The organism is Geodermatophilus sp. SYSU D00525, assembly GCF_054050475.1.
In genome coordinates, this window is sequence record NZ_JBJGZK010000001.1 from 142,740 (window position 1) to 165,117 (window position 22,378).

The following is a 22,378-nucleotide window of genomic DNA, read 5'->3' on the forward strand; positions in this document are numbered from 1 at the left end:
GCCTGCTCAGGTCTGCTCGGCGGGGGCCGGCTGCTCGGCCTCGAGGGCGTCGAGCGCCGCGAGGATGGCCTGGACCGGGACGTGCCCGGAGGCGACCAGCTGGCCGCCGGAACGCCGCAGCGCCCGGGCGAACGGCGCCGCCCAGACGTTCTCGTAGACGAGGATGCCGGCCGCGGTGCCCGGGTCCAGCGCCGCGGCGGCCTCGGCGAGGTCGTCGTCGCCGAGGAGGCCGGAGCGCGCGCCGTCGAACAGCGCCGCCTCGAGGACCTGCATCCGCCGCAGGTCGCTCTGCTCCAGGGCCGTGACGGTCCCGTCGGCGTCCTTGCGCAGGAAGACCAGGTCCAGGATGCGGATGACGCCGCGGTCGACGAGGTCGACCAGCAGCGGGAGGGCCTCACCGGTCATGCGCTCGGCCGGGAAGGCGACGACGAGGTAGTCGACCGGTCCCATCTGGTCGAGGTCGGCCCGGTCGGCGTCGGTCGGCTGCTGGAGGTCCGTGGTCATCTCTGCCCCTGGGAGTGCGGGTGGACGGCGGTCGACCCAGCGTCGGCGCGGGGGCCGCCGGTCCACGTCCCCCCGCACGGACGATCCGCACGACGGCGCGGGGGCACCCGCCTCCGGGACGGGCACCCCCGCGCGCGACGGCGGTCAGCGGTAGTCGGACTTCAGCTCCCGCCCGTGGACGATGATCGCGTAGATCACGATGACGTCGATCGTGATCATGAGGACCGACCACACCGGGTACGCGGCGATGAACGCGAGGTTCACCAGCGCGCTCAGGAACGCGACGCAGACGCCGACCACGCGGGCGGCCATGTTGCCCGCCAGCAGGCCGAGCCCCGCCGCGATCCCGATGGCGCCGATGATCATGTGCGTCCAGCCCCAGACGTCGTAGTCGACGTTCACGGCCAGGCCGGAGTCCGCGACCAGGTAGAAGCCGTCGTCGAAGACGGCGATGAGCCCCTGGATGATCTGGAACGTGCCGAGCATGACGAGCATGACGCCGGCGAAGACGACCCAGCCCGCCCAGCCGCTCGGACGCTCCTCGAGGGGTTGCTGCTCGTAGCGCGGTCGCGGCACCGACGTGCTCGTCGACGTCGCGTCCGCGCGCGAGGTGTCTGTCACGTGCCTCTCCTCCTCGGTCCGGCCCCGGGTCCCGGTGGCCCGTGCGGCGGGCGGGACCGGGGCGTGTGCGGCAGCAGCGTGGGGCCGCGGCGAGCGGGCGGGCATCGTCCGCTCCGCATGACCCCGGCCGTCCGCGGCGCGCCGCGACGCGGCCGCCGGGAGGTCAGACCAGGCCGAGCTCCCGGGCCCGCCGGACCGCCTGGTTGCGCCGGCTCACGGCGAGCTTGCGCAGGATGCTGCGGATGTGCGTGCGGACGGTGTTCACCGAGATGAACATCGTCGCCGCGATCTCCGCCGTGGAGAGCATCCCCGCCAGGTGCCGCAGCACCTCGGTCTCCCGGTCGCTGAGCTCCTGGACCACGTCGGGCACCTCCCGGGGAGCCGCCGGGCGGGTCCCGCCCCGGCGCGGCGGGGCGACCGCCGACGGGTTCAGCCAGGCGGCGGGCCCCTGCAACCGGGTCTGCGTGCGCAGCAACCGCCGGGCCTGGGGCAGGGTGTCGATGAACGGCCAGCGCAGCAGCTCGGGCCGGGCGATCTCCAGGGCCTCGGCGAGCTCGTCCACCGCGGCCGGTGCGTGGCCGGCCTCCAGCAGCTGGCAGGCGCGGATGACCCGGGCCTCCACGACGGCGGCCGGTGCCCGGGTCCCCGTCGGCTCGGTCGACGTCACCGCGGTCGGGTCCCCGGACAGGAGGTCCACCGTCGCCCGCAGCCGGCGGCTCCACGGCTCGTCGGCACGGGTCTCCCGGAGGAGCGACAGCCCCTCCGTCACGTGCCCGCGGGCGACGGCGAGCCGGACCACCTCGCTGATCACCGGCTCGGCCACCCAGCGGGGCAGGCGCGGTCCCCGCAGGTGGGACCCCAGGCACCGCTCCGCCGCGTCGTACTCGTGCCGCAGCCGCAGCAGCTGGCTCTGCAGCACCGCGAGGAGCGGCTCCACCAGGGCGGCGCCGGCCGCGCCGTCGGCCCGGGCCCGCGTGCGGGCGTGTGCCCGGCCCAGCCACTCGCGGGCCGTGGGGAGGTCGTAGCGGCGCAGGTGGGCCCACGCGAGGGCGGTCGCCGACGCCGGCTCGCGGGCGGCGTCGTCCCGACCCTCCTCGGCCGCGAGCGTCTCCGCCTCGCCGGCCAGCTCGACGGCCCGGTTGAGCCGGCCCTCGAGGGCCTCGAGCAGGCCCAGGGAGGCGACGGTGCCGCTGCGCAGGTGCCGCGCGCCCGCCGCCTGGGCCGCGGCCGCCGCGGTGCGCAGCCCGGCGATCAGGTGCGCCGTCGGCTCGTCCGTGCCGAGGGCCGCGGCCGCTCGCAGCGCACCCAGCACCGCCGCGCTCTCCCGCCGGTCCTCGTCCGCGAGCGGGGCCAGCAGCGGGGCCGCGGCGTCGGCGCCGGCGAGCCGGGCGCCGGCGGGGCCCGCGGCAGCGGCGTCGGCCGCCAGGGAGTCGAGCGCGGCCGAGACCCGCAGCGTCGGCCGGTTGCCCTCCCCGCGGGCGGCCGCGACGCCGGCGAGGTCCGCGTCGGTGGGCACCGTCCCGTCGGCCAGGGCGACGGCGGTCCGGAGCACGGCGGCGTCGGGGCCGGAGACCCGGGTGGGGAGCGCGCGGACTCTGGGCAGGGCGGGGTCCGTGCCGTTCGCGAGCAGGCGCGGGACGAGCAGGTCGTCGACCAGCAGCCGCGTGACCACTGACCAGTCCTCCGCGGCGGCGGCGTGACCGACCGCCTCGGGCACCCGGCCGGAGGCGGCGTACCAGGCGGCGCAGGTCCGGTGCAGGGTCGCGACGTCGCCGGGGTGGTCGAAGGCCAGCTGGGCCTGCAGCATCTCCCGGAACAGCGGGTGCATGCGGTACCCGCCGGGTGCGCCGGGCGCGGCCTCGACGAAGGCGTTGGCCCGCGCGAGGCCGGCGAGGACCCGCCGGCCGATCGGCCGCCCGACCAAGCGGTCCACCAAGTCCGGCCACAGCTCCGCGGTCACGCTGACCCGCAGCAGGAACCGCCGCACCGGGGCAGGCTGCCGCTGCAGCACCTCCGCGAACAGGTACTGCGCCACGCTGCCGTCGTCCTGCGCGAGCGAGGTCACCAGGTGCTCGGGGGACGCTCCCTGCGCGAGGGCGGCGCCCGCCAGCCGCAGGCCGACCGCCCACCCCTGCGCCTCCGCGTGGAGGCTCCGGGCGACCTCCGGCGACACCGGCACGCCCATGGCGGCGAACAGGTCCCCGGCCTCGTCCGGGGTGAAGGCCAGCTCCTCCGCGCGGATCTCCGAGACGGTCCCGGCCAGCCGGTACTGGTGCAGCGGCAGCGGTGGGTCGGCCCGGGCGCACAGCACCAGCCGCAGCCGGTCCCCGGCGTTCCGGACGAGCAGGTCCAGGCCCGCACCGATCGAGCGGTCCCGCACGTGGTCGGCGTCGTCGACCACCAGCGTCACCGGCCGGGGCAGCGCCGCCACCCGGGCGGCGAGGGACGGGACGAACCCCGGCGGCTCCGGCTCCCCCGGCTCGAGCGACGGCAGGCCGGTGCCCGCGAGCCCCACCGACGCCAGCGCACCGACGACGTAGGCCCAGAACGTCGCGGCGTCGTCGTAGTCGTCGACGGTGAGCCAGGCGACCGGGCCGTCGTCCGGCCGGGTGCGCGCCCACGAGGCCGCCAGCACCGTCTTGCCCGAGCCCGCCGGGCCGCTGACCAGGGTCAGCGGCGCCCGCTGCACCGCCCGGGACAGCGCGGTGGTCAGCCGCGGCCGGGGGACGGTCGCGGCTCCCGGCTCGGGCGGGGTGAGCTTGGACGCCAGCAGGGACGGGCCGGACCGCGCGGCAGCGGTCGTCGGCGCCGTCCCTGACCCCGTCGCGTGGATCGGCGACAGACTCGCCATGGCGCGTCCTCCCGCGTGCGGTACAGGCCGTCCCCCGTCCCGGAGCCTCCTCCTGGGCACCCTCGGGCCGGACGTGTGACCGGTCCTGCACCCAGCCTCGCCGCGTCCTCCGCGGGACCTCAGAGGCGGAGGTCCCCGGCACTTCCGGCCGAAGTGACCCGGGGCGGAGGCGCAGGAAGCGACCGGAGCCTCCCGCGCCCCAGAGGCGGACGGGTTCATCCATTCCGGATGAGGGAGGGGCCGCGGCCCCTGCCCGACGCTGGCGGCTCCGAGGGCGGGAGGGCGCATGGTCCTGACAGCGGGCGGCGTCCCCCGGTGGCCGTGACCCCCGGCGGTCCACCGGTCGAGGGGCTGCGCCCGGCCGGTGCACCGCCGGCCCGGTCGCCGGAGCGGTTCGACGCCGACGGCGCGGTCCGGGACGTGGTGCAGGCGGCGGTCGCCGTCCTCGAGGTGACGGCGGCGCTGGCCCGCCTCCTCGGTGAGAGCGCCGCCGTCCGCCGCCGGGCCGTCGCCGCGCGCCTGCCGCGGCCCGGCCGCGCGCCGGAGGCGCTCGCCCACCCGGTGGTGGCGGCGGCGCGCGCGCTGGCCGGGGCGGCCGACCGCGTGGTCCCGGCCGTGGCCCGGGGCCTGCTCGCCCGGCTCGACGTCCCGGCGCTGGTCCGCGAGTTCGTGGACCTCGACCGGCTGGCGGCCCAGCTCGACGTCGACGCCGTGGCCGACCGCCTCGACGTCGGCCGGGTGCTGGACCGGGTCGACCTCGACGCCGTCGTCGCGCGGGTGGACCTCGACCGCGCGGTGGCGCGCGTCGACGTCGGTGCCGTGGTCGACCGGGTCGACGTCGACGCCGTGGTCGACCGGGTGGACCTCGACCGGGCCGTGGCGCGCGTCGATCTCGACGCCGTGGTCGACCGGGTGGACCTCGACCGCGCGGTGGCACGGGTCGACGTCGGTGCCGTGGTGGACCGCGTGGACGTCGACGAGGTGGCGGAGCGGCTGGACGTCGCGCGGGTGCTGGAGCGGGTCGACGTCGACGCCGTGGTGGACCGGGTGGACCTCGACCGGGCCGTGGCGCGCGTCGACGTCGACGCCGTCGTCGACCGGGCGGACCTCGACCGCGCGGCCGCCCGCATCGACCTCGACGCCGCGGCGCTCCGCATGGACCTCGCCGGACTGGCCCGGTACGTCGTCGACGTCATCGACCTGCCCGGCCTGCTGCGCGCCTCGACCGGCTCCGTGACCTCCGAGGTGGTGCGCTCCGTGCGCGACCAGGGCGCCGACGCCGACCGGGCGGTGGAGCGAGTCGTCGACCGGCTGCTGCGCCGGACCGCCCGCCGGACCGCCGCGGGCGACGGCGTCCGCGGCTCCGCCGGTCCGGAGCTCCCGCCGTGACCCGGGCCGAGGAGCGACGCGGCACGCACGCCGGCATCCCGGCACCGAGGCCCGCGCCCGCCGCCGAGGGAGCCGGCCCCGCCGAGGGAGCCGGCCGGGGGTCGCGCGCGGGTCTGGTCACGCGCGCGCTGGCCAACGTGGTGGACCTCCTGCTGGTCGCGCTGCTCGTGGTCGGGGGCTACGCGGCGGTCGCGGCCGCCCGGTTCCTCCTGGGCCCGGCGAGCTTCTCCTTCCCCGCGCCGTCGTCCTCGACGCTGCTGGCCTGGGCGCTCGGGGTGCAGGCGGTCTACTTCGCCGTCACCTGGGCCGACGCCGGGCGCACCTACGGCGACCGGCTGCTCGGGCTGCGCGTGGGCGACGACCGCGGGGACCGGCTGGGCTGGGGACGGTCCGCGGTGCGGGCGGTGCTGTGCGTGGCGTTCCCCGTCGGCCTGCTGTGGGTGCTGGTCAGCCGGGGCAACCGGTCGGTGCAGGACCTGGTGCTGCGGACCTCGGTCGTCTACGACCGGCCGCCGCCCGTGGTCGTCCCTGGCGGACGATGACGGTCGCCGGGCCGCGGGGCAGGCTCGGGGTGTCCGGGGCGCCGTGCCGCGTGCGGCCCGGACCCGGCAGCACCCGGCCACGACGACCGGCGGGAGGTCCGCCATGCCCACCCTGGCGACCCCGGACCGCTTCACCGTCCTCGACTCCCTCATCGTGCGGGCGCTGGCCGAGCTCCGGACCGCACGGCGCGCCTGCGGGCGGCCGGGCGACCCGAGGGCCCTCGAGAAGGCCCTCGATCTGCGGACGCAGGCGGAGGCCAACCTCAACGCCCTCCTCGAGTACCGGCACGCCGCGCAGCAGCGGTGACCCGGCCACCCCGCGCGGACGACGCGCCGGTGCGGGACGCCGGAGGAGGGTCGGCCCGCGCGACCCTCGACCGGGGAGGACCCGTGCCACGCCGTGAGGAGACGTCCGGGACGGTCCACGCCGGGACCGCCCCGGCGCACCTCCCGTCGTGGCTGCTCGTCGAGGCCGCGCAGCGGCTGGCCGCCCGCCTGCTCGGCGCCAGCGGCCCGCGCTGGCGGCACGAGCAGGCGGTGGCGCGGCGCGCGGAGGAGGCGGCGGTCACCGTCGCCGCCGACGACCGGCCGCTGCTGCTGGCCGCGGCCTGGCTGCACGACATCGGCTACGCCCCGGAGGTGCGGCGGACGGGCTTCCACCCGCTCGACGGCGCCCTCTACCTGCGCGAGCGGGGCTGGCACCCGGTGGTCGTCGGGCTGGTGGCCCACCACTCCGGTGCCCGGTTCGTCGCCGCCGAGCGCGGCCTCGGGGAGGTCCTGCGGGACCTCGGCACCGGCCGCTACGCCTCCGGTCCGCTGGCCGACGCGCTGACCTTCGCCGACCAGACCACGGCCGCCGACGGCCGCACCGTCGACGTCGACCACCGCTTCGCCGACGTGCTGCGGCGGCACGGCCCCGACAGCGCCACCGCCCGCGCCCACCCCCGGCGCGCGCCGGCCGTGCGGGCCGCCGTCGCGCGCACCGAACGGCGCCTCGAGCGGCTGCGCGGCCTGCCGCCGGGCCGGCGTCCCCTCCCGTCCCACGACAGGGGGACGGGCGTCGCCGGGGACTCCAGCTCCCCGGTCCGGGCGGCCGATGGGACGGCGTGACGCCGCACCGCCCCGCCTCCCGCTGGTACCCCGCCGAGGACCCGTGGGAGTGGGCCGGCCGGCACGGCCTCTGGCGCGGGGACGACGTCGCCGCCACCGCCCTGGTGCTCGCGGTCGCCGAGCGCGCCGAGGACGCCTCGCCCTGGGCGGGCGGCCAGGTGGTGCGGCTGGTCCGGTCCGTCCTCGACGACGCCTCGCCCGCCGCGGGCCTGCTGGCCGCCGCGCTCGCCGGTCCCGCCGCGGGGCTCGCCGGGGTCGCGGCGACGCCGCTGGTGCACGTGCGGGCGGCGGTCGCCGCCCGGCGCGACCTGCCCCGCGACGTCGCGGCCGTGCTCGGCCGGGACGAGGCCCTGCGGCGGGCCCGCGCGCGGGTCGCGGCCGCACCCCCGGAGGACGCGCGGGGCCTGGTCGGGGAGTTCCGGGCGTGGTCGCTGGGCCGGGCGCTCCTGCGGCAGCGGGGCACGTGGACCGGCCGCGCCCGGCTGGCCGTCCGGCTCGGCGACGCGGGCGGGGACCTGCTCGCCGAGCTCGGCCGGACGCCGGCTCCTGACCTGCTCGCCCGCGCCACGGGCGGGCGCGCGGCCCGCGGCTGAGGCGGCGCTCCTCGCGGACGTGCCCGCGCACGGCTGGGCCGCCGTCACCGGCCGAGGTCGCCGCGCCCGGGGGCCTGTCGGCGCCCCCGCGCGCCCGGCATGCTCCGGGCACGCCCCGGGTGCACCGGGGGTCAGGAGGTCGCCCGGATGACCGAGACCACCGACCCCGCCGTCCCGGGCCTGCGCGGGATCGGGCTGTTCGACGGCACCGACGACGACCAGCTGCGCACCCTGGCCGCCGTCGGCACCGAGGTGTCCTTCGCCGAGGGCGACGTCCTGTTCGTGGAGAACGCCCCCGCGGAGTCCTGGTGGGTGCTGCTCGAGGGCAGCATCGACCTGGTCCGCCACCTGGGGTCGGAGGAGACCCGGCTCGGCGTCATGGACGTGCCCGGCCGCTGGGCCGGCGGCTTCCGGGCCTGGGACGAGCACGGCGCCTACCTCGCCACCGGGCGGGCGGCCACCGGCGGGAAGGTGCTGCGGGTGCCGGCCGGCGCGCTGCGGGAGCTGTGGACCAGCCGCTTCCCGCTGGGGCTGTACCTGACCGAGGGCGTGTCCCGGTCGGCGCGCAACTACGAGACGATGGCCCGGCAGCGGGAGGCCCTGGCCGCGCTCGGGACGCTGGCCGCCGGGCTCGCGCACGAGCTCAACAACCCGGCCGCCGCCGCGACCCGGGCGGTCGACGCCCTCGCCGAGGCCCACGAGGCCATGCTGTCCTCGCTGCGCCGGCTGGCCGCCGCCCCCGTCACCGCCGGCGAGTTCACCCGGCTGGACACCCTCCGCCAGGAGCTGGCGGGCCGGCCCGGCGGGGACCCGCTGGAGGTCGCCGACCGGGAGGACGCCCTCGCCGACTGGCTGTCCCGGCACGGCGTGGCACGGGACTGGGCGCTGGCCCCCGCGCTCAGCGGAGCGGGCGCCGACGTCGAGTGGGCCGAGCGCGTGGCCGGGGTGCTCGGGCGGGACCGGCTCGAGCCCGCGCTGGAGTGGGTGGCGAGCACGCTGGAGGCGACCGGGCTGCTGACGGAGGTCAAGGAGTCCACCCGGCGCATCTCCGACCTGGTGGCGGCGGTGCGGTCCTACTCCCAGCTCGACCGCGCCGCCGTGCGGGAGACCGACCTGACCGAGGGCCTGGAGAGCACCCTGGCGATGCTCGCCCCGCGGGTGCCGCCGGGCGTGACCGTCGTACGGGACCACGCGACCGGTGTGCCGCGCATCGAGGCGCGCGCCGCCGAGCTCAACCAGGTGTGGACCCACCTGGTCGACAACGCCCTGCACGCGATGGGCGACCACGGCACGCTGCGGGTGTCCACGCGGGTGGACCGGGACGCGGTGGTCGTGGAGGTCGGCGACACCGGCGCCGGGATGACCCCCGAGGTGCGGGCGCACGCCTTCGACCCCTTCTTCACGACGCGGGGCGTGGGCGAGGGCACCGGGCTGGGCCTGGACATCTCCCGGCGGATCGTCGACCGGCACGGCGGCGACATCGACATCGACCTGCGGCCCGGCGAGACGGTGCTCCGGGTGCGCCTGCCCGTCCGGCGTCCCGGACGCCACTGATCGACCGCGTCAGGCGGGGGCGGCCGGCCCCCCGGCGGCCGGGACGGGCGCGGGGGTGGCCGGCCGCCGGTCCAGGGCGACCGCCAGGGCCGGGAACACCAGCACGGTGACCACGCCGGCGCCGACCAGCGCGGCGGCGTTCTCCGGCAGCATGTGGCCGCTGCGCAGACCGATCTCGGTGAGCGCCACCAGCACCGGCAGCGCGGTGGCGCTGACCAGGGCGGTCTGCGCGCGCTGCCGCAGCGGCAGCACCCGGCGGTAGACCAGCAGCGCCGGGCCGCCGCGGACGGCGAGCATCAGCGCGAAGAACAGCACCAGCCGCAGCGGCGCGTCGGCGATCGAGCCCAGGTCCAGCGCCATGCCCGACGCCACGAAGAACACCGGCACGAAGAAGCCGTAGCCGACCGCGTCGAGCTTGGCCTCCAGCTGGGGCGCCGCCCCGCCGACCCAGCGCCGCAGCACCATCCCGGCGAGGAAGGCCCCGAGCACCGCGTCCAGGTGGAACTGCTCGGTGACCGCGATCAGCGTGATCAGCAGCAGCACGGTGGCCCGCAGGGTGATCTGCGCGGTCGCGTCCTGCCCCGCGGCGACGACCCGGGCGAGCCGGCCGCCCTCGCGGATGCCGCGGCGCAGCACGGCGAGGACGACGGCGAGCGCGCCGACCGCGGCGAGCGACACCAGCGCGGCGATGCGGCCCTGGGTGCCGAGGAACACCGCGATCGCGAGGACGGGCAGCAGCTCCCCGACGCCGCCCGCGGCCAGCAGGTACCGCCCGAGCCGGCCGCCGAGCAGCCCCTTCTCCCGCAGCACCGGCAGCAGCGTCCCCAGGGCGGTGGTGGTCAGCCCGAGCGCCACCGGGAGGAACGCCTCCACGACGTCGCCGGCGTACAGCAGGCCCACGACCCCGAGCGCCAGCAGCAGGGACACCGTCCAGCCGAGCAGCGCGCGGCGGCCGGCGTCCTCCCGGAACAGCCGCGGGTCGAGCTCGTAGCCGGCCAGCAGGAAGACGAAGCCGAGGCCGACGTCGGCGAGCACCCGCACGTCCCCCGCCGTGCCGACGTCGAGGACGTGGGGGCCGAGCAGCATCCCGCCGACGAGCAGCAGCACCACCTGCGGCACGAGCAGCCGCGGGAACAGCCCGACGACGACGGCGGCGACCAGCGACACGGCCGTGACGGCGGCCAGGGTGTCGATCACCACGACGTCGTCCACCCGGTACTCCCCTCGCCGGGGTGCCGGCCGATCCTCCCGCGCACCCCCCGCCGGGGGAACCCGGGCCGGCGCTGTCACATCCGCGGGCGCGGCGGTGCTACCTGGACGTGAGCGCGATCAGGCACGGTGTCAGCGCACCGGCGGCCGCCGTGCCGGCCGTCCTGTCCCGGGCCGGCCGGAGCCGGCGCGTGGGCCGGGCGGATCGGGAGGACGGCGGGGCCGTGTCGGGACGAGGAGCGGTCCGCACCGACCTCGAGCAGGTGTTCCGCGCCGCCTACCCGCGCGTGGTCGGCGTCGCCGCCCGGGTGCTGGGCTCGCGGGACGGCGCCGAGGACGTCGCCCAGGAGGTGTTCCTCTCCTTCGCCCGCACCACGGTGCCGGCCGGCGAGGCGCCGGGCTGGCTCTCGGTCGCCGCGGCCCACACCGCCCTCAACCACCTCCGCTCCGGCCGCCGCCGCGCCACCCGCGAGGAGGCGGCCGGCGGGCCCGGCCCCGCGGTCCCCGACGTCGCCGACGACGTCGTCACCCTCGACGAGCGCCGCCGCGTGCGGGCGGCCCTGGCCCGGCTCCCCCGGCGCCAGGCCGTCGCGCTCGTCCTGCGGCACAGCGGCCTCAGCTACGCCGAGGTCGCGGCCGCCCTCGACCTGTCCCCCGGCAGCGTCGGCACGACCGTGCGACGCGCCGAGTCCGCCCTGCGCGAGGAGTTGACCCGCCATGCGTCATCCGACTGAGGGCACGCTGCGCCGGCTCGTGGACGAGCCGGCCGGTGTCCCCGACGCCGACCGCGAGCACGTCGCCGGCTGCGCGACGTGCCTGACCGGCCTGGCCGCCGCCCAGCGCGACGCCACCGCCGTCTCCGCGGCGCTGACCCCGGGCACCGCGCCCGACACCGGGGCCGCCTGGCACCGGCTGTCGTCCGCGGTCGCCCTGGACGAGCGCCGCAGCACCGCCGCCCCCGCCCCGGCCCGCCGCCGGCGCGGCCGGCTGCGCAGCCCGCTGGTGGCCGCCGTCGGCGTGGTCGCGCTGCTGGCCGGCGGCGGCGTCGCCGCCGCGACGGACTGGCTGCAGGTCTTCCGCACCGAGGAGATCGCGCCGGTCACCGTCACCCAGGCCGACCTGGTCGCGCTGCCCGACCTGTCCGCCTACGGCACCGCGCAGGTGCTCGAGGAGCCCGACGTCCGCGCGGTGGCCGACGCCGCGGCCGCGGAGGACGTCTCGGGGCTGGCCGTCCCACAGGTCGGGCAGCTCCCCGGCGGGGTGGGCGGCGACCCGGCCTACCAGGTCGGCGACCGGGCCGTCGTGGAGTTCACCTTCTCCGCCGAGCGGGCGGCCGAGGCCGCCGCGGCGTCCGGCGAGACGTTGCCGCCCCCGCCGGCCGGGCTCGACGGCGGCCGGTTCCGGCTGAGCGCCGGCCCCGGCGTCGCCGCGGTCTGGTCCAGCGGCAGCGGCGCGCCGGGCCTGGTCGTCGCCCGGGTCGTGGCCCCGACCGCGGAGTCCTCGGGCATCCCGTTCGCCACCGCCCGCGACTACCTGCTGTCGCTGCCCGGCCTGCCCGAGGACCTCGCCGCCCAGCTGCGGTCGTTCTCCGGCGACGGCACGACGCTGCCGCTGCCGGTGCCGGCGGGCCTGGCGACCAGCTCGACCGCCGACGTCGGCGGCGAGGAGGCCACGGTGCTCACCTCGCGGGACGGCTCGGTCGCCGGCGTGGTGTGGGTGACCGACGGCGTCGTCACCGCGGTGGCCGGGTCGCTGGGTGCCGACGAGGTGCTCGCCGTCGCCCGGGGTCTGTCGGAGTGACCTCCCCGACCGCCGCCGCCGAGCGGCTGCTGGCCGACCTGCCGCCGTCGTCGGCGGTGTGGTGCCAGGGGCTGCGCAAGCGGTACGGACGGCGGACCGCGGTCGACGGGGTCTCCTTCACCGTCGGCCGCGGCGAGGTGCTCGGGCTGCTCGGGCCCAACGGCGCGGGCAAGACCAGCGTCATCAAGATGCTGCTCGGCCTCGTCCGGCCCGACGCCGGGGAGGTGCTGCTGCTCGGGCGGGCGGCGCGCGACCCGCAGGCCCGGGCCCGCGTCGGCTACCTGCCCGAGCTGTTCCGCTACCAGCCGTGGCTCAGCGCGGCGGAGGTGCTGACCCTGCACGTGCGCCTGTCCGGCGCGGCGGTGCCGGCGGCCGAGCAGCGCGACGTCCTGGCGCTGGTCGGCCTGGCCGACCGCGCCGGCGACCGGGTGGGCGGCTTCTCCAAGGGCATGCAGCAGCGGCTGGGGCTGGCCGTGGCACTGGTGGCCCGCCCGGAGCTGGTGGTGCTCGACGAGCCGACCAGCGCGCTGGACCCCCTCGGCCGCGTCGACGTCCGCGACGTCGTGCTGTCCCTGCGGGAGCGCGGCGTCGCGGTGCTGCTCAACTCGCACCTGATCGGCGAGGTGGAGCGGGTCTGCGACCGCGTGGTCATCCTCGACCGGGGGCGGGTGGCGGCGGCCGGGACGCTGGCCGAGCTGCTCGGGCAGCGGGAGGTGCGGCTGCGGCTCGACGGCGTCGACGCCCGCGCCGAGGCGCGGCTGGCCGCCACCGGCCGGCTCACCCGCAGCGGCGACCGGTTCACCGTCACGCTGCCCGAGGACGCCGACGCCGCGGTGCCGGCGCTGGTCGCCGACCTGGTCGCGCTCGGCGTCCGGGTGCACGCGGTGGAGCCGGGGCGGATCAGCCTGGAGGAGCGGCTGCTCGACGTCCTCCGCTCGGGGGGTCAGCGGTGAGCACCGCCCGCGTCGTGCTGACCGTCGCCGGCCTGACCCTGCGCGAGGCGGCGCGGCGCAAGGTGCTGCGCTCGCTCGCCGTGCTCACGGTGGCGCTGCTGGGCCTGTCCGCGTGGGGCTTCGCCCGGCTCGACGCCGAGTTCGGCGGGCTGACCAGCGGCGAGGCCCGGATCGCGGCGTCGACCGTGCTCAACCTGGTGATGTTCGGGTTCAGCCTCATCGCCGCGCTGGGGACGGCGTTCCTCGCCGGCCCCACCGTCTCCGGGGAGGTCGAGTCCGGGGCGGCGCTGGCGGTGCTGGCGCGGCCGGTCCGCCGCTCGGCGGTGCTGGTCGGCAAGTGGCTGGGCCTGGTGGCGTTCGGCAGCGCCTTCGTCGCGCTGGCGGGGCTCGCGCAGTTCGTCGTCGTCCAGGTGACCGTCGGCTACTGGCCGCCGCGGCCGGTGGCCGGGCTCGCGCTGCTCGCCGCGCAGACGGCGGTGCTGCTGACCCTGGCGCTGCTGCTGTCCACGGTCATCTCGCCCATGGCCTCGGGCGTGGTGGCGGTCGGCCTGTTCGGCGCCACCTGGATCGCCGGCGTCGTCGGCGGCATCGGCGACGCGCTGGGCAACGAGGGCGTCGCGCGGGTGGGCGCGGTGTCGCGGATGCTGCTGCCCACCGACGGGCTGTGGCGCGGGGCGATGAACGCCTTCCAGGACCCGACGCTGGTCGGCCAGTTCACCGAGCTCGGCGGGTCGCCGTTCTTCGGCGAGGCCCCGCTCACCGCCACCTACCTGGCGTGGGCGGCGCTGTGGGTCGCCGTCGTCCTGGGGCTCGCGGGGATGGCGTTCTCCCGCCGGGACCTGTAGCCGTCCCGGCTCGGTACCGTCCGGAGCCGGGGTCACCCGACCCCGGCTCCCGCCCGACGACGCCGTCTGGAGACGCCCCGTGCCGGTCGACCCGCACATCGCCGCCTTGCTGTCCCTGCTCGCCCAGTCCGGCGCGCCGCCCATGTGGGAGGGCACGCCCGAGGCCGGCCGCGCCCAGTACCTGGCGCTCACCCACGGCGCCCGCTCGCCCGAGCAGGTGGTGCCGGTGGCCGGCATCGAGGACCGCACCGTCCCCGGCGCCGAGGGCGACCTGCGGGCGCGCGTCTACCGGCCCGAGGGCGAGGGGCCGTTCCCCACGGTCGTGTTCTTCCACGGCGGCGGCTGGGTGATCGGCGACCTCGACACCCACGACAACATGGCCCGCAACGTCTGCCGCGGCGCCCGGGCCGTCGTCGTCGCCGTCGACTACCGGCTCGCGCCCGAGCACCCGTTCCCCGCCGCCGCCGAGGACGCCGTCGCCGCGGCGCGCTGGGTGGCGCAGCACCTCGGCGAGCTCGGCGGCGACTCCCGGCTGGGGCTGGCCGGTGACAGCGCCGGGGGCAACCTGGCCGCCGTCGTGGCCCAGGTCCTGCGCGACGACGGCACGAAGGTCGCCGCCCAGTTCCTGGTCTACCCGTCGGTCGACGTCGCCGGCGAGTACCCGTCCCGGGTGGAGAACGGGAAGGGCTACTTCCTCGAGCAGGACACGATGGACTGGTTCCACGGCCACTACGCCGGGACCTGGGAGGACGCCCGCGACCCGCGGCTGTCCCCGCTGCACGCCGCCGACCTGGCCGGCCTGTCGCCGGCGCTCGTGGTCACCGCCGAGTACGACCCGCTGCGCGACGAGGGCGAGGCCTACGGGCGGGCGCTCGAGGCCGCGGGCGTGCAGGCCGACGTGCGCCGCTACGACGGGATGATCCACGGCTTCTTCGACATGGGCGCCTGGTCCCCGGCCGCGCAGGCCGCGATCGACGAGAGCTGCGCGCGCTTCGGCGAGCTGCTCCGGGGCTGAGCGGCGACGGGCCGGCCGTCGCGGCGGCGGCCGGCCCGTCAGACCCAGTACGTGTCGTGGCGGAGCATGAACTCCGCCCGCTCCTCCGGCGTCATCCGCTCACCCCGCGCGAGCGTGCGGAAGTAGTCCTCGCGCGGCCCGCCCGGCGCGAACATCAGCAGCATCGAGGCGTGCTCGCCGCCGCGGAACCCGTGGACCCCGCCCTCGGGGACGTAGAGGAAGTCGCCCGCGCCCGCGGTCACCCAGCTCCGCCCGTCGTAGAGCTCCACCTCGCCGCGCAGGACGTAGAACTGCTCGGAGATCGAGCGGTGGAAGTGCGGGCCCGGGCCGGAGGCCTCGGCGCCGAAGGTCCACCGGTAGAGGCCGAACCGGCCGGTCGTCTGCTCCCCGGTGGCCAGGAACTCGCAGGTGACGCCGGCGGCCGAGACGGTGTCCGGGGGCCGGTCGCTGCGGCGCAGCCAGGCGGTGGCCTCGCCGGTGGTGCCGCGGTAGAGGTCGGGCGGGTAGTGGCGGTGCAGGGACACGGCTCCGGGCTCCTCTCGTCGCCGGCGCCCATCCTCGCAGCGGGGCGGTAGCGTCCGCCGGGTGCCGGACGCTGCGACGGAGCAGGTCGGGCGGCGGCTGGACGCCCTCACGTTCGGGCTCTTCACCGTCGCCCTGGGCACGAACGTCCCGACGCCACTGCTGCTGGTCTACCGCCGCACCCTCGGGCTGTCCGACGCCGACCTCACCGCCGTCTTCGGCTGCTACGCGATCGGCCTGATCGCCGCGCTGACCGTGTCCGGCGCCGCCTCGGACCGGTTCGGCCGGCGCACCGTCGTCGTCCCGTTCGCGGTGCTGGCGGGTCTGGTCTCGCTGCTGTTCGTGCCCGCGGCCGAGCACCTGCCGCTGCTGTACGCGGGGCGGCTGCTGCAGGGCGCGGTGTCCGGCGTCGTGTTCTCGGTGGCCAACGCGTGGCTGCAGGACCTCGCCGGTCCCGGCGGGCAGCAGTCGGCGGCCACCCGCGGCGCGGTGTCGACGTCGCTGGGCTTCGCGATCGCGCCGGCGATGAGCGGGGTGCTCGCCGAGTACGGCCCGGCGCCGACGACGCTGCCCTACCTCGTGCACGTCGCCGTCCTGCTGGTGGGCCTGGCCGCGCTGCTGACCGTGCCGGAGACGGTGCGGGAGCGCCGGCCGGGCCGGCTGATGACCCTCGGCCTGCCGCCGGAGGCGCGGCGGCCGTTCCGCGCGGTGCTCGCGCCGACCGCGACGGGCGTGTTCGCCTTCCCGGCGGTCGCGGCGACCGTGCTGCCACTGCTGGTCGTCCCCGACGGCGTCGGCGTCGCCTACGCCGGGCTGGTCGGCGGGCTGGCGCTGGCGGCGAGCGCGGTCGCCGCCCGGCTCGGGCGGCGGGCCGGGGGCGGCGGCGGGCCGCTCGGGATGACGCTCGGCGCCCTCGGCCTCGCCCTCGGCGTGGTGGCGGTGGCGACGACGTTCGAGCCGCTGCTGCTTCCGGCCGCGGCGCTGATGGGCGCCGGGGGCGGCCTGTGCCTGACCGCGGGGCTGACGCTGACCGCGCAGCTGGCGCCCCCGCACACCCGGGGGGCGATGAACAGCGCCTTCTACGCCTTCGCCTACGTCGGCTTCGGCACCCCGCTGCTGCTCGCCTGGCTGGGCTCGGCCCTGGGCACCGTCCCGGCGCTGGCGGCGTTCGTGGCCGTGCCGCTCGCGCTCGCCGCGTGGCTGTGGTGGGAGCTGCGCTCCACTTCCCACGGCTGAACCGTCCTCAGCCGGCCACGGACCGCGCGACCCGGAAGCCGACGTCGTCGATCCGGAGACGGGGATGGCTCCGGCGCCGCACCGAGGCGCGGCAGCTCCAGTGCTCGTCGAACCACCCGCCGCCGCGCAGCACCCGGTAGGGGCCGTAGACCTCGGCGTCGTAGACGTCCCAGCACCACTCCCAGACGTTGCCCAGCACGTCGTGGAGACCCCAGGCGTTGGGCTGCCTCTCGCCGACGGGATGCGGCCGCTCCCCCGAGTTGCCGCGGTACCAGGCGACGTCGCCGAGCGGCCCGTATCGGGCAGTCGTGGTGCCGGCGCGGCAGGCGTGCTCCCACTCGGCCTCGGTGGGCAGCCGGTAGCCGTCCGCCGCCGGGTCCCACACCACCCCGCCGTCGGGGGCCGCGCGGTAGGCGGGCGCGCGCCCCTCCTGCCGGGACAGGGTGTTGCAGAACCGCACCGCGTCCTCCCAGCTGACCGTCTCCACCGGCAGCCCGTCGCCCCGCGCCGCGCTGGGCCGCTGTCCGGTGATCCGGGCGTAGCGCTCCTGGGTCACCGGGGTGGCAGCCAGCTCCAAGGCGTCGACGGCGACCGTCCACCGGCGCTGCGTGCGCCGGTCCGAGAGGGTCACCCGGCCCGCGGGGACGGGCAGCATCGCGTCACGGGCGGCCGGGTCCACGGTCGGCAGGCGCTACCGGACGGACTGTGCCCGCGGCTCACGTCACGCTCTCCTCCGGATCTGTGGACGGACCCCTGACCTGCGGATTCACCTCGCAGGAGGGTGCGTGATCGGTTAGACTTCGATCATGCGTTCGGATGGGCCGGGCAGCGGAGACGTCCTCGACGACGTCGCTGCGCTGGTCGCCGAGCGCAACCGGATCGACGCCCGGTTGGCCCGCGCGGTGCGGGCCGCGGAGCTGTCCCAGGCGCCGGAGCGGGACGGGCTGAGGTCGATGGCCTCGTGGCTGCGCGGGCACTGCCGGCTGTCGACCGCGGAGGCCGCTCGGCTGGTGCGCAACGGCCGCGCCCTGGAGCACCTGCCGGCGCTGGCCGAGGCGCACGAGACGGGTCTGGTGTCCGCCGAGCAGGTCGCGGTCGCGGCGAAGGCGGTGACCCCCGAACGCCTGGCCGTCGCTGCGGCCGCCGGGGTGGACCTGGCGGTCATCGACGCGGTGCTCACCGGCGTCGCCGTCGAGCGCGAGCACGCCGACCTGGTGCAGGTGGTGCAGCACTACTGCAACGACCTCGACCCCGACGGTCCCGAGCCGGAACCCACCGAGGGCCGGTCGCTGACGCTGGCCAGGCACGCCGACGGCTCGCTCACCATCCGCGGCCACCTCGATCCCGTCGGCGGGGAGAGGCTGCAGACCGCCCTCGAAGCCCACGTGCAGGCCGACCGCCCCGCCGGGGACGAGCGCAGCCGCGCCCAGCGGCTGGGGGACGCGCTGGTGCAACTGTGCGACAACGTGCTGGCCGCCGGGCGCCTGCCGCTGCTGCGCGGGCACAAGCCGCACGTGGTGGCGCGGATCGACCTCGACGACCTCGCCGACCCACATGGCGGCCCGAACGCCGGGCGGATGGGGTTCGGCGCCACCATCTCCGCCGCCCGCGCCCGCTGGCTGGCCTGCGACGGCACGATCTCCCGGGTCGTGTTCGGGGCCGACGGGGTGCCGCTGGACCTGGGCCGGGAGCAGCGGCTGGCCAGCCGGCACATCCGCCGCGCCGCCGAGCTCCGCGACGGCGGGTGCGTGTTCGCCGGCTGCGGCGCCCCGACCTGGTGGTGCGACGTGCACCACCTGGTGCACTGGATCGACGGCGGCGACACCAGCCTGGAGAACTCGGCACTGCTCTGCGAGCGCCACCACACGAAGGTCCACCACGGCTTCCGGGTGGAACGACAACCGACCGGTCGATGGCGCACCTGGCGCCCCGACGGCACCGAGATCACCACCCCGGCGCCGCTGCTCGCCCCCACCGCCTGACGGACACGCGCGCCTGCGTCAGCCCACCGAGCGGCTGCGCTGCTCCGCGCCGATCTCGCCGTAGGGGTAGTCCGCCCAGCCCGGGTCGCTAACGGCGTCGAGCCGCGCGGTCTCCTCGTCGGTGAGCACGAGGCCGGCGGCGCCGAGGTTGCCGCGCAGCTGGTCGGTGGTGCGCGCCCCGAGGATCACCGAGCTGACGCCCGGCCGGGCCAGCAGCCAGGCCAGCGCCACCTGCGGCATCGTCGCGCCGCGCGCCTCCGCGACGTCCTGCACCGCGGACAGCACGTCCCACGTCCGCTCCCGCGTGGCGACCCGGTCGTAGGCCTCCATCCCGCGCGCCGGGTCCTCGCCGAGCCGCGTCGCCCCGGCGGGCCGCTGGTCCCGGGTGTACTTCCCCGACAGCCACCCGCCGCCCAGCGGCCCCCACGGGAGCAGCCCCAGGCCGTTGACCAGGCAGGCGGGCACGATCTCGGCCTCGACGTCACGCACGAGCAGGCTGTACGACGGCTGCAGGGTGACCGGCACGGCGAGGTGCGCGCGCTCGGCGACGTCCACGGCCCGCTGCACCTGCCAGCCGGTGAAGTTCGACAGCCCCGGGTAGCCGATCTCGCCCGCGGACACGGCGTCGTCGAGGAAGCGCAGCGTCTCCTCCAGCGGCGTCAGCGGGTCCCACGCGTGCAGCTGGTAGAGGTCGACGTGGTCCACGCCGAGCCTGCGCAGCGAGTCGTGCAGCGCCCGGCGCAGGTGCCGGCGCGAGGTGCCGAGCGTGTTGGCGTCCTCGCCCGTGGGGAAGCGGCCCTTGGTGGCGAGGACGACGCGGTCGCGGACGTCGACCGGGCGCGCGGCCAGCCAGCGCCCGATCATCTCCTCGGACGCGCCGGCGGAGTAGACGTCGGCGGTGTCGACCAGCGTGCCGCCCGCCTCGACGAACACGTCGAGCTGCTCGTGCGCCCCCGCCTCGTCGGTCTCCGCGCCGAAGGTCATCGTGCCGAGCGCGAGCGAGGAGACGGCACAGCCGCTGCGGCCGAGGGTGCGCAGGTCCATGCGCCCAGCAAGCCACAGGACGCGGGACCGCGCGAGGTCAGCGCAGGGCCGGCACCCCGTTGGCCAGCTCCAGCAGCACGTCGGCGTGGCAGGGCTCGCCAGCCGGGCACCAGCAGGCGAGGTTGCGCCCGCGCAGCTGCCGGCGGGCCTGGGCGGCGAGGTCGCCGGAGGCGGCCCAGCGGCGGAACCACGCGATCGCGGTGGCGCGGTCGGGGCAGCGGACGACGCGGCTGCCGTCCTCCTGCTCCCCCGGCTCGCGCGCGGTCGGCAGCGGCCACGCGGTCTCGTCGTCGCCGGGCAGCCACAGGTAGGTCTCCCCCACCCGGAACGGGTTGCCCCAGCGCGAGGGGCGGGCGACGACGACGGTGTTCGGCGGCTTCCGCCAGCCGCGCGCCCGCGAGAGCTGCACACGCACCGGACCGGTCATGGACCGATGCTGCCGCGCGGGTGTGACAGGACCGCACCACGGCTCCCGGGGCTGCCCCGTCCGGGGACACCCCCAGTCCGACCAGCGCTTTCGGGGGCGTCACCCGATGGTCCGCACGCGGCGCCGTCGGGAGGCTCGAGCTGCCCGGCGGGGCCGAGGTCACGTCCCGCCGGGCTCCACCCCCGTGGCCCGACGACGAGGCGCCGTGTCCGCTCCCGAGTGCACCCTCGACCCCCCGCAGCCGCCGACCTCCTCTCCTACCCGCCGCGGCCCGGCGGCGCTCGTCCGCGGCTGGCTGGGCCGCCTGGCGCTGCGCCGCGTCCGCCGCCGCGGGCTGGACCTCTCCCGCCTCACCTTCCTGCCGGCCGCCGCGACGGTGCCGCTGCGGCGGGTCGACGTCGACCCGGTGCCCGAGCTGCGCGACGGCGGGCCGGTGCGGCGCCTGGACCTGCCCTTCGACCTCTCCGTGCTCCTGGTGACCGGCGCCGCGGAGGCCCGCGCGGTGCTCGCCGACCGCGACGGGTTCAGCACCGACGTCCGCCACCTGTTCAGCGGCACCGGCCCGGCCACGGCCGACGACGTCGGCGGCCTGGGGTTCACCGATCCGCCCGACCACACCCGGCTGCGCGGCCTGGTCGCCCCGGAGTTCACGCGCGCCCGCCTGCAGCGCCTCGAGCCGGCGATCGAGGCCACCGTCGCCCGGCAGCTCGACGAGCTCGCCGCGGCCGGGCCGCCGGCCGACCTGGCGCGGCACGTCTCCGGCCCCGTCCCGATGCGGACCGTCTGCGCCCTGCTGGGCCTCGACCGTCCCGACGAGCAGCTGGTCACCCGGCTGGCGACCCGGCGCTTCGACGCCGCCCGCGGCACGGCCGGCGCGTTCGGCGCGGTGTCCGCGCAGCGCCGGCTGCTGTTCGACGCGGTCGCGCGGCAGCGCCGGGACCCCGGCGACGGGCTGCTCGGGCGGATCGTCCGCGAGCACGGCGACGCCGTCTCCGACGCCGACCTGGCCGGGCTGGCCGACGGCATCGTCACCGGCGGGTTCGAGACGACGGCGTCGACGATCTCGCTCGGCACGCTGGTCCTGCTGCGCGACCCGGCCGCCGCGGCCCTGGTGCGGGAGGGCTCGCGCCGGGACGTCGAGACGGTGGTGGACGAGCTGCTCCGGCTGCTCTCGGTGGTGCAGGTGGCCTTCCCCCGCTTCGCCCGGCGGGACACCGAGGTCGCCGGGCACCGGCTGCGGGCCGGCGACGCCGTCCTCGTCTCGCTGAGCGCCGCGAACCGCGACCCCGCCTGGGCCGGCGCGCACCCCGACGCGCCCGACCCCTCCCGCTCGACCCGCGGCGGCCACCTCGCCTTCGGCCACGGCATCCACCGCTGCGTCGGCGCCGAGCTGGCCCGGCTGGAGCTGCGGGTCGTGCTGCCGGCCCTGTTCCGGCGCTTCCCCGACCTCGCCCTCGCCGTCCCGCCCGAGCGGCTGGCCTTCCGCCGGCTGTCGTTCGTGTACGGGGTCGACGCGCTGCCGGTGACGTTCTGACTCAGCCGGCCGGGTCGGCCCGGAGCAGCGCGGCGCCCGGGACGACGAGGCGGTGCACGTGCGCGTCGACGTCGTCCGGCCCGGGCGCCGGCTCGCCGAAGTCGAGGGCGCCGATGGCGTAGAAGTCCGTCGTCGCGGTGACGCACTGCCAGCGCCAGGTGAGCTCGCGGGCCTCCAGGTGCGGGAGCAGCGGCGCGAGCGCGGCGCAGTACCGCCCGGCCGACGCGCGCACGGCCGCCGCGCCGTTGGCCTCCCAGCGGTCCGGCGGCTGGTCGAAGATCCGGGTGAACACCCGGGCGGCGTACCGGCCGCGGCCGGCGCAGCGCAGGGCCACGATCGGCCGCACCCAGCCGTCGACGAACGCCTCGACGCCGGCGTCGTCGCCCAGGCCCGCCAGCACCCGCTCCCGGTCGGCGACCACGCCGTCCACGACCCGGCGCTCGACCGCGGCGACCAGCCCGTCCTTGCCGCCGAAGTAGTAGCCCACCGCAGCGGCGTTGGCGACGCCGGCCCGGCGCAGCACGTCACGCACCGAGGTGCCCGCGGCACCGCCGGTCGCGAGCAGCTCCTCGGCCGCGTCCAGCAGCCGCACGGGGGTTGCGGTCTCCGTCACGGCCCCTCCATCCTGGGCCACCGCCCTGAGACGG

General features: G+C 77.8%; 23 protein-coding genes. 14 read left to right on the forward strand and 9 right to left on the reverse strand.

Going from position 1 to position 22,378, the window contains the following annotated elements:
• Window positions 1-6 precede the first annotated feature (6 nt).
• From ACI796_RS00650 to ACI796_RS00660, 3 genes are all read right to left on the reverse strand, one after another.
• Entirely contained in the window at window positions 7-504 is a 498-nt protein-coding gene (locus ACI796_RS00650) for a DUF6325 family protein (protein ID WP_456939318.1), read from the reverse strand.
• A gap of 144 nt (window positions 505-648) precedes the next feature.
• Window positions 649-1,125: a DUF7144 family membrane protein gene (locus tag ACI796_RS00655; RefSeq protein WP_456939319.1), complete on the reverse strand. Its 477-nt coding sequence runs from the start codon at window positions 1,123-1,125 to the stop codon at window positions 649-651.
• A gap of 163 nt (window positions 1,126-1,288) precedes the next feature.
• Window positions 1,289-3,976: a LuxR C-terminal-related transcriptional regulator gene (locus ACI796_RS00660; RefSeq protein WP_456939320.1), complete on the reverse strand. Its 2,688-nt coding sequence runs from the start codon at window positions 3,974-3,976 to the stop codon at window positions 1,289-1,291.
• A gap of 315 nt (window positions 3,977-4,291) precedes the next feature.
• Here ACI796_RS00660 and ACI796_RS00665 point away from each other — a divergent pair, with 315 nt between their 5' ends.
• The 6 genes from ACI796_RS00665 (at window position 4,292) to ACI796_RS00690 (ending at window position 9,164) form a co-directional block, all read left to right on the forward strand.
• Window positions 4,292-5,365 (forward strand): hypothetical protein, encoded by a 1,074-nt coding sequence (locus ACI796_RS00665; RefSeq protein WP_456939321.1) that lies wholly within the window; start codon window positions 4,292-4,294, stop codon window positions 5,363-5,365.
• Window positions 5,362-5,907: an RDD family protein gene (locus tag ACI796_RS00670; RefSeq protein ID WP_456939322.1), complete on the forward strand. Its 546-nt coding sequence runs from the start codon at window positions 5,362-5,364 to the stop codon at window positions 5,905-5,907. Before ACI796_RS00665 ends, ACI796_RS00670 begins: the two co-directional genes overlap by 4 nt.
• A 103-nt stretch (window positions 5,908-6,010) precedes the next feature.
• Window positions 6,011-6,214 carry a hypothetical protein gene (locus ACI796_RS00675; RefSeq protein WP_456939323.1) on the forward strand — a complete coding sequence of 68 codons (204 nt, stop codon included), beginning with the start codon at window positions 6,011-6,013 and terminating at the stop codon, window positions 6,212-6,214.
• Between the two features lie 83 nt (window positions 6,215-6,297).
• The gene (locus ACI796_RS00680; protein ID WP_456939324.1) at window positions 6,298-7,017 is read left to right on the forward strand and encodes an HDIG domain-containing metalloprotein; all 720 of its coding nucleotides are present in this window, start codon (window positions 6,298-6,300) and stop codon (window positions 7,015-7,017) included.
• Window positions 7,014-7,610 (forward strand): hypothetical protein, encoded by a 597-nt coding sequence (locus ACI796_RS00685; protein ID WP_456939325.1) that lies wholly within the window; start codon window positions 7,014-7,016, stop codon window positions 7,608-7,610. Before ACI796_RS00680 ends, ACI796_RS00685 begins: the two co-directional genes overlap by 4 nt.
• A 147-nt stretch (window positions 7,611-7,757) precedes the next feature.
• Complete coding sequence (locus ACI796_RS00690; protein WP_456939326.1) at window positions 7,758-9,164, forward strand: ATP-binding protein; 1,407 nt, start codon at window positions 7,758-7,760, stop codon at window positions 9,162-9,164.
• A gap of 9 nt (window positions 9,165-9,173) precedes the next feature.
• Here the strand turns inward: ACI796_RS00690 and ACI796_RS00695 are convergent, their stop codons facing one another.
• Window positions 9,174-10,376, reverse strand: coding sequence for a cation:proton antiporter (locus ACI796_RS00695; RefSeq protein ID WP_456939327.1), 1,203 nt, complete (start codon window positions 10,374-10,376; stop codon window positions 9,174-9,176).
• Window positions 10,377-10,597: 221 nt separating this feature from the next.
• Between ACI796_RS00695 and ACI796_RS00700 the strand changes: the two genes are divergently transcribed.
• The 5 genes from ACI796_RS00700 (at window position 10,598) to ACI796_RS00720 (ending at window position 14,986) form a co-directional block, all read left to right on the forward strand.
• Window positions 10,598-11,107 carry a sigma-70 family RNA polymerase sigma factor gene (locus ACI796_RS00700; protein ID WP_456939328.1) on the forward strand — a complete coding sequence of 170 codons (510 nt, stop codon included), beginning with the start codon at window positions 10,598-10,600 and terminating at the stop codon, window positions 11,105-11,107.
• Window positions 11,091-12,173, forward strand: a complete 1,083-nt coding sequence (locus ACI796_RS00705; protein ID WP_456939329.1) for a hypothetical protein — start codon at window positions 11,091-11,093, stop codon at window positions 12,171-12,173. The genes ACI796_RS00700 and ACI796_RS00705 overlap by 17 nt, the downstream gene beginning before the upstream one ends.
• Window positions 12,170-13,126, forward strand: a complete 957-nt coding sequence (locus ACI796_RS00710; RefSeq protein WP_456939330.1) for an ABC transporter ATP-binding protein — start codon at window positions 12,170-12,172, stop codon at window positions 13,124-13,126. Before ACI796_RS00705 ends, ACI796_RS00710 begins: the two co-directional genes overlap by 4 nt.
• Entirely contained in the window at window positions 13,123-13,971 is an 849-nt protein-coding gene (locus ACI796_RS00715) for an ABC transporter permease (protein ID WP_456939331.1), read from the forward strand. Before ACI796_RS00710 ends, ACI796_RS00715 begins: the two co-directional genes overlap by 4 nt.
• 79 nt (window positions 13,972-14,050) lie before the next feature.
• Entirely contained in the window at window positions 14,051-14,986 is a 936-nt protein-coding gene (locus ACI796_RS00720) for an alpha/beta hydrolase (protein WP_456939332.1), read from the forward strand.
• Between the two features lie 38 nt (window positions 14,987-15,024).
• Here ACI796_RS00720 and ACI796_RS00725 read toward each other — a convergent pair whose 3' ends face one another.
• Complete coding sequence (locus tag ACI796_RS00725; protein WP_456939333.1) at window positions 15,025-15,510, reverse strand: cupin domain-containing protein; 486 nt, start codon at window positions 15,508-15,510, stop codon at window positions 15,025-15,027.
• 61 nt (window positions 15,511-15,571) lie between these two features.
• On the opposite strand from ACI796_RS00725, the gene ACI796_RS00730 reads away from it, so the two are divergent.
• Window positions 15,572-16,744, forward strand: a complete 1,173-nt coding sequence (locus ACI796_RS00730; RefSeq protein WP_456939334.1) for an MFS transporter — start codon at window positions 15,572-15,574, stop codon at window positions 16,742-16,744.
• Window positions 16,745-16,751: 7 nt separating this feature from the next.
• Here the strand turns inward: ACI796_RS00730 and ACI796_RS00735 are convergent, their stop codons facing one another.
• Window positions 16,752-17,399 (reverse strand): formylglycine-generating enzyme family protein, encoded by a 648-nt coding sequence (locus tag ACI796_RS00735; protein ID WP_456939335.1) that lies wholly within the window; start codon window positions 17,397-17,399, stop codon window positions 16,752-16,754.
• Between the two features lie 151 nt (window positions 17,400-17,550).
• On the opposite strand from ACI796_RS00735, the gene ACI796_RS00740 reads away from it, so the two are divergent.
• The gene (locus ACI796_RS00740) at window positions 17,551-18,726 is read left to right on the forward strand and encodes a DUF222 domain-containing protein (RefSeq protein ID WP_456939336.1); all 1,176 of its coding nucleotides are present in this window, start codon (window positions 17,551-17,553) and stop codon (window positions 18,724-18,726) included.
• Window positions 18,727-18,744: 18 nt separating this feature from the next.
• On the opposite strand, the gene ACI796_RS00745 is transcribed toward ACI796_RS00740, so the two are convergent.
• Together ACI796_RS00745 and ACI796_RS00750 are read right to left on the reverse strand one after the other, a co-directional pair.
• Entirely contained in the window at window positions 18,745-19,770 is a 1,026-nt protein-coding gene (locus tag ACI796_RS00745; RefSeq protein ID WP_456939337.1) for an aldo/keto reductase, read from the reverse strand.
• 37 nt (window positions 19,771-19,807) lie between these two features.
• Window positions 19,808-20,197: a DUF4326 domain-containing protein gene (locus ACI796_RS00750; protein ID WP_456939338.1), complete on the reverse strand. Its 390-nt coding sequence runs from the start codon at window positions 20,195-20,197 to the stop codon at window positions 19,808-19,810.
• A gap of 205 nt (window positions 20,198-20,402) precedes the next feature.
• Between ACI796_RS00750 and ACI796_RS00755 the strand changes: the two genes are divergently transcribed.
• On the forward strand, window positions 20,403-21,731 hold the full coding sequence (locus ACI796_RS00755) for a cytochrome P450 (protein WP_456939339.1): 1,329 nt from the start codon (window positions 20,403-20,405) through the stop codon (window positions 21,729-21,731).
• Between the two features lies 1 nt (window position 21,732).
• Here the strand turns inward: ACI796_RS00755 and ACI796_RS00760 are convergent, their stop codons facing one another.
• Window positions 21,733-22,344 carry a TetR family transcriptional regulator gene (locus tag ACI796_RS00760; RefSeq protein WP_456939340.1) on the reverse strand — a complete coding sequence of 204 codons (612 nt, stop codon included), beginning with the start codon at window positions 22,342-22,344 and terminating at the stop codon, window positions 21,733-21,735.
• Window positions 22,345-22,378 lie beyond the last annotated feature (34 nt).

Coding starts and splice junctions, on each gene's coding strand:
- ACI796_RS00745 (WP_456939337.1), bottom strand. CDS start 19,770: ATGGACCTGCGCACCCTCGGCCGCAGCGGCTGTGCCGTCTCCTCGCTC.
- ACI796_RS00660 (WP_456939320.1), bottom strand. CDS start 3,976: ATGGCGAGTCTGTCGCCGATCCACGCGACGGGGTCAGGGACGGCGCCG.
- ACI796_RS00735 (WP_456939335.1), bottom strand. CDS start 17,399: ATGCTGCCCGTCCCCGCGGGCCGGGTGACCCTCTCGGACCGGCGCACG.
- ACI796_RS00650 (WP_456939318.1), bottom strand. CDS start 504: ATGACCACGGACCTCCAGCAGCCGACCGACGCCGACCGGGCCGACCTC.
- ACI796_RS00705 (WP_456939329.1), top strand. CDS start 11,091: ATGCGTCATCCGACTGAGGGCACGCTGCGCCGGCTCGTGGACGAGCCG.
- ACI796_RS00675 (WP_456939323.1), top strand. CDS start 6,011: ATGCCCACCCTGGCGACCCCGGACCGCTTCACCGTCCTCGACTCCCTC.
- ACI796_RS00740 (WP_456939336.1), top strand. CDS start 17,551: ATGCGTTCGGATGGGCCGGGCAGCGGAGACGTCCTCGACGACGTCGCT.
- ACI796_RS00690 (WP_456939326.1), top strand. CDS start 7,758: ATGACCGAGACCACCGACCCCGCCGTCCCGGGCCTGCGCGGGATCGGG.
- ACI796_RS00750 (WP_456939338.1), bottom strand. CDS start 20,197: ATGACCGGTCCGGTGCGTGTGCAGCTCTCGCGGGCGCGCGGCTGGCGG.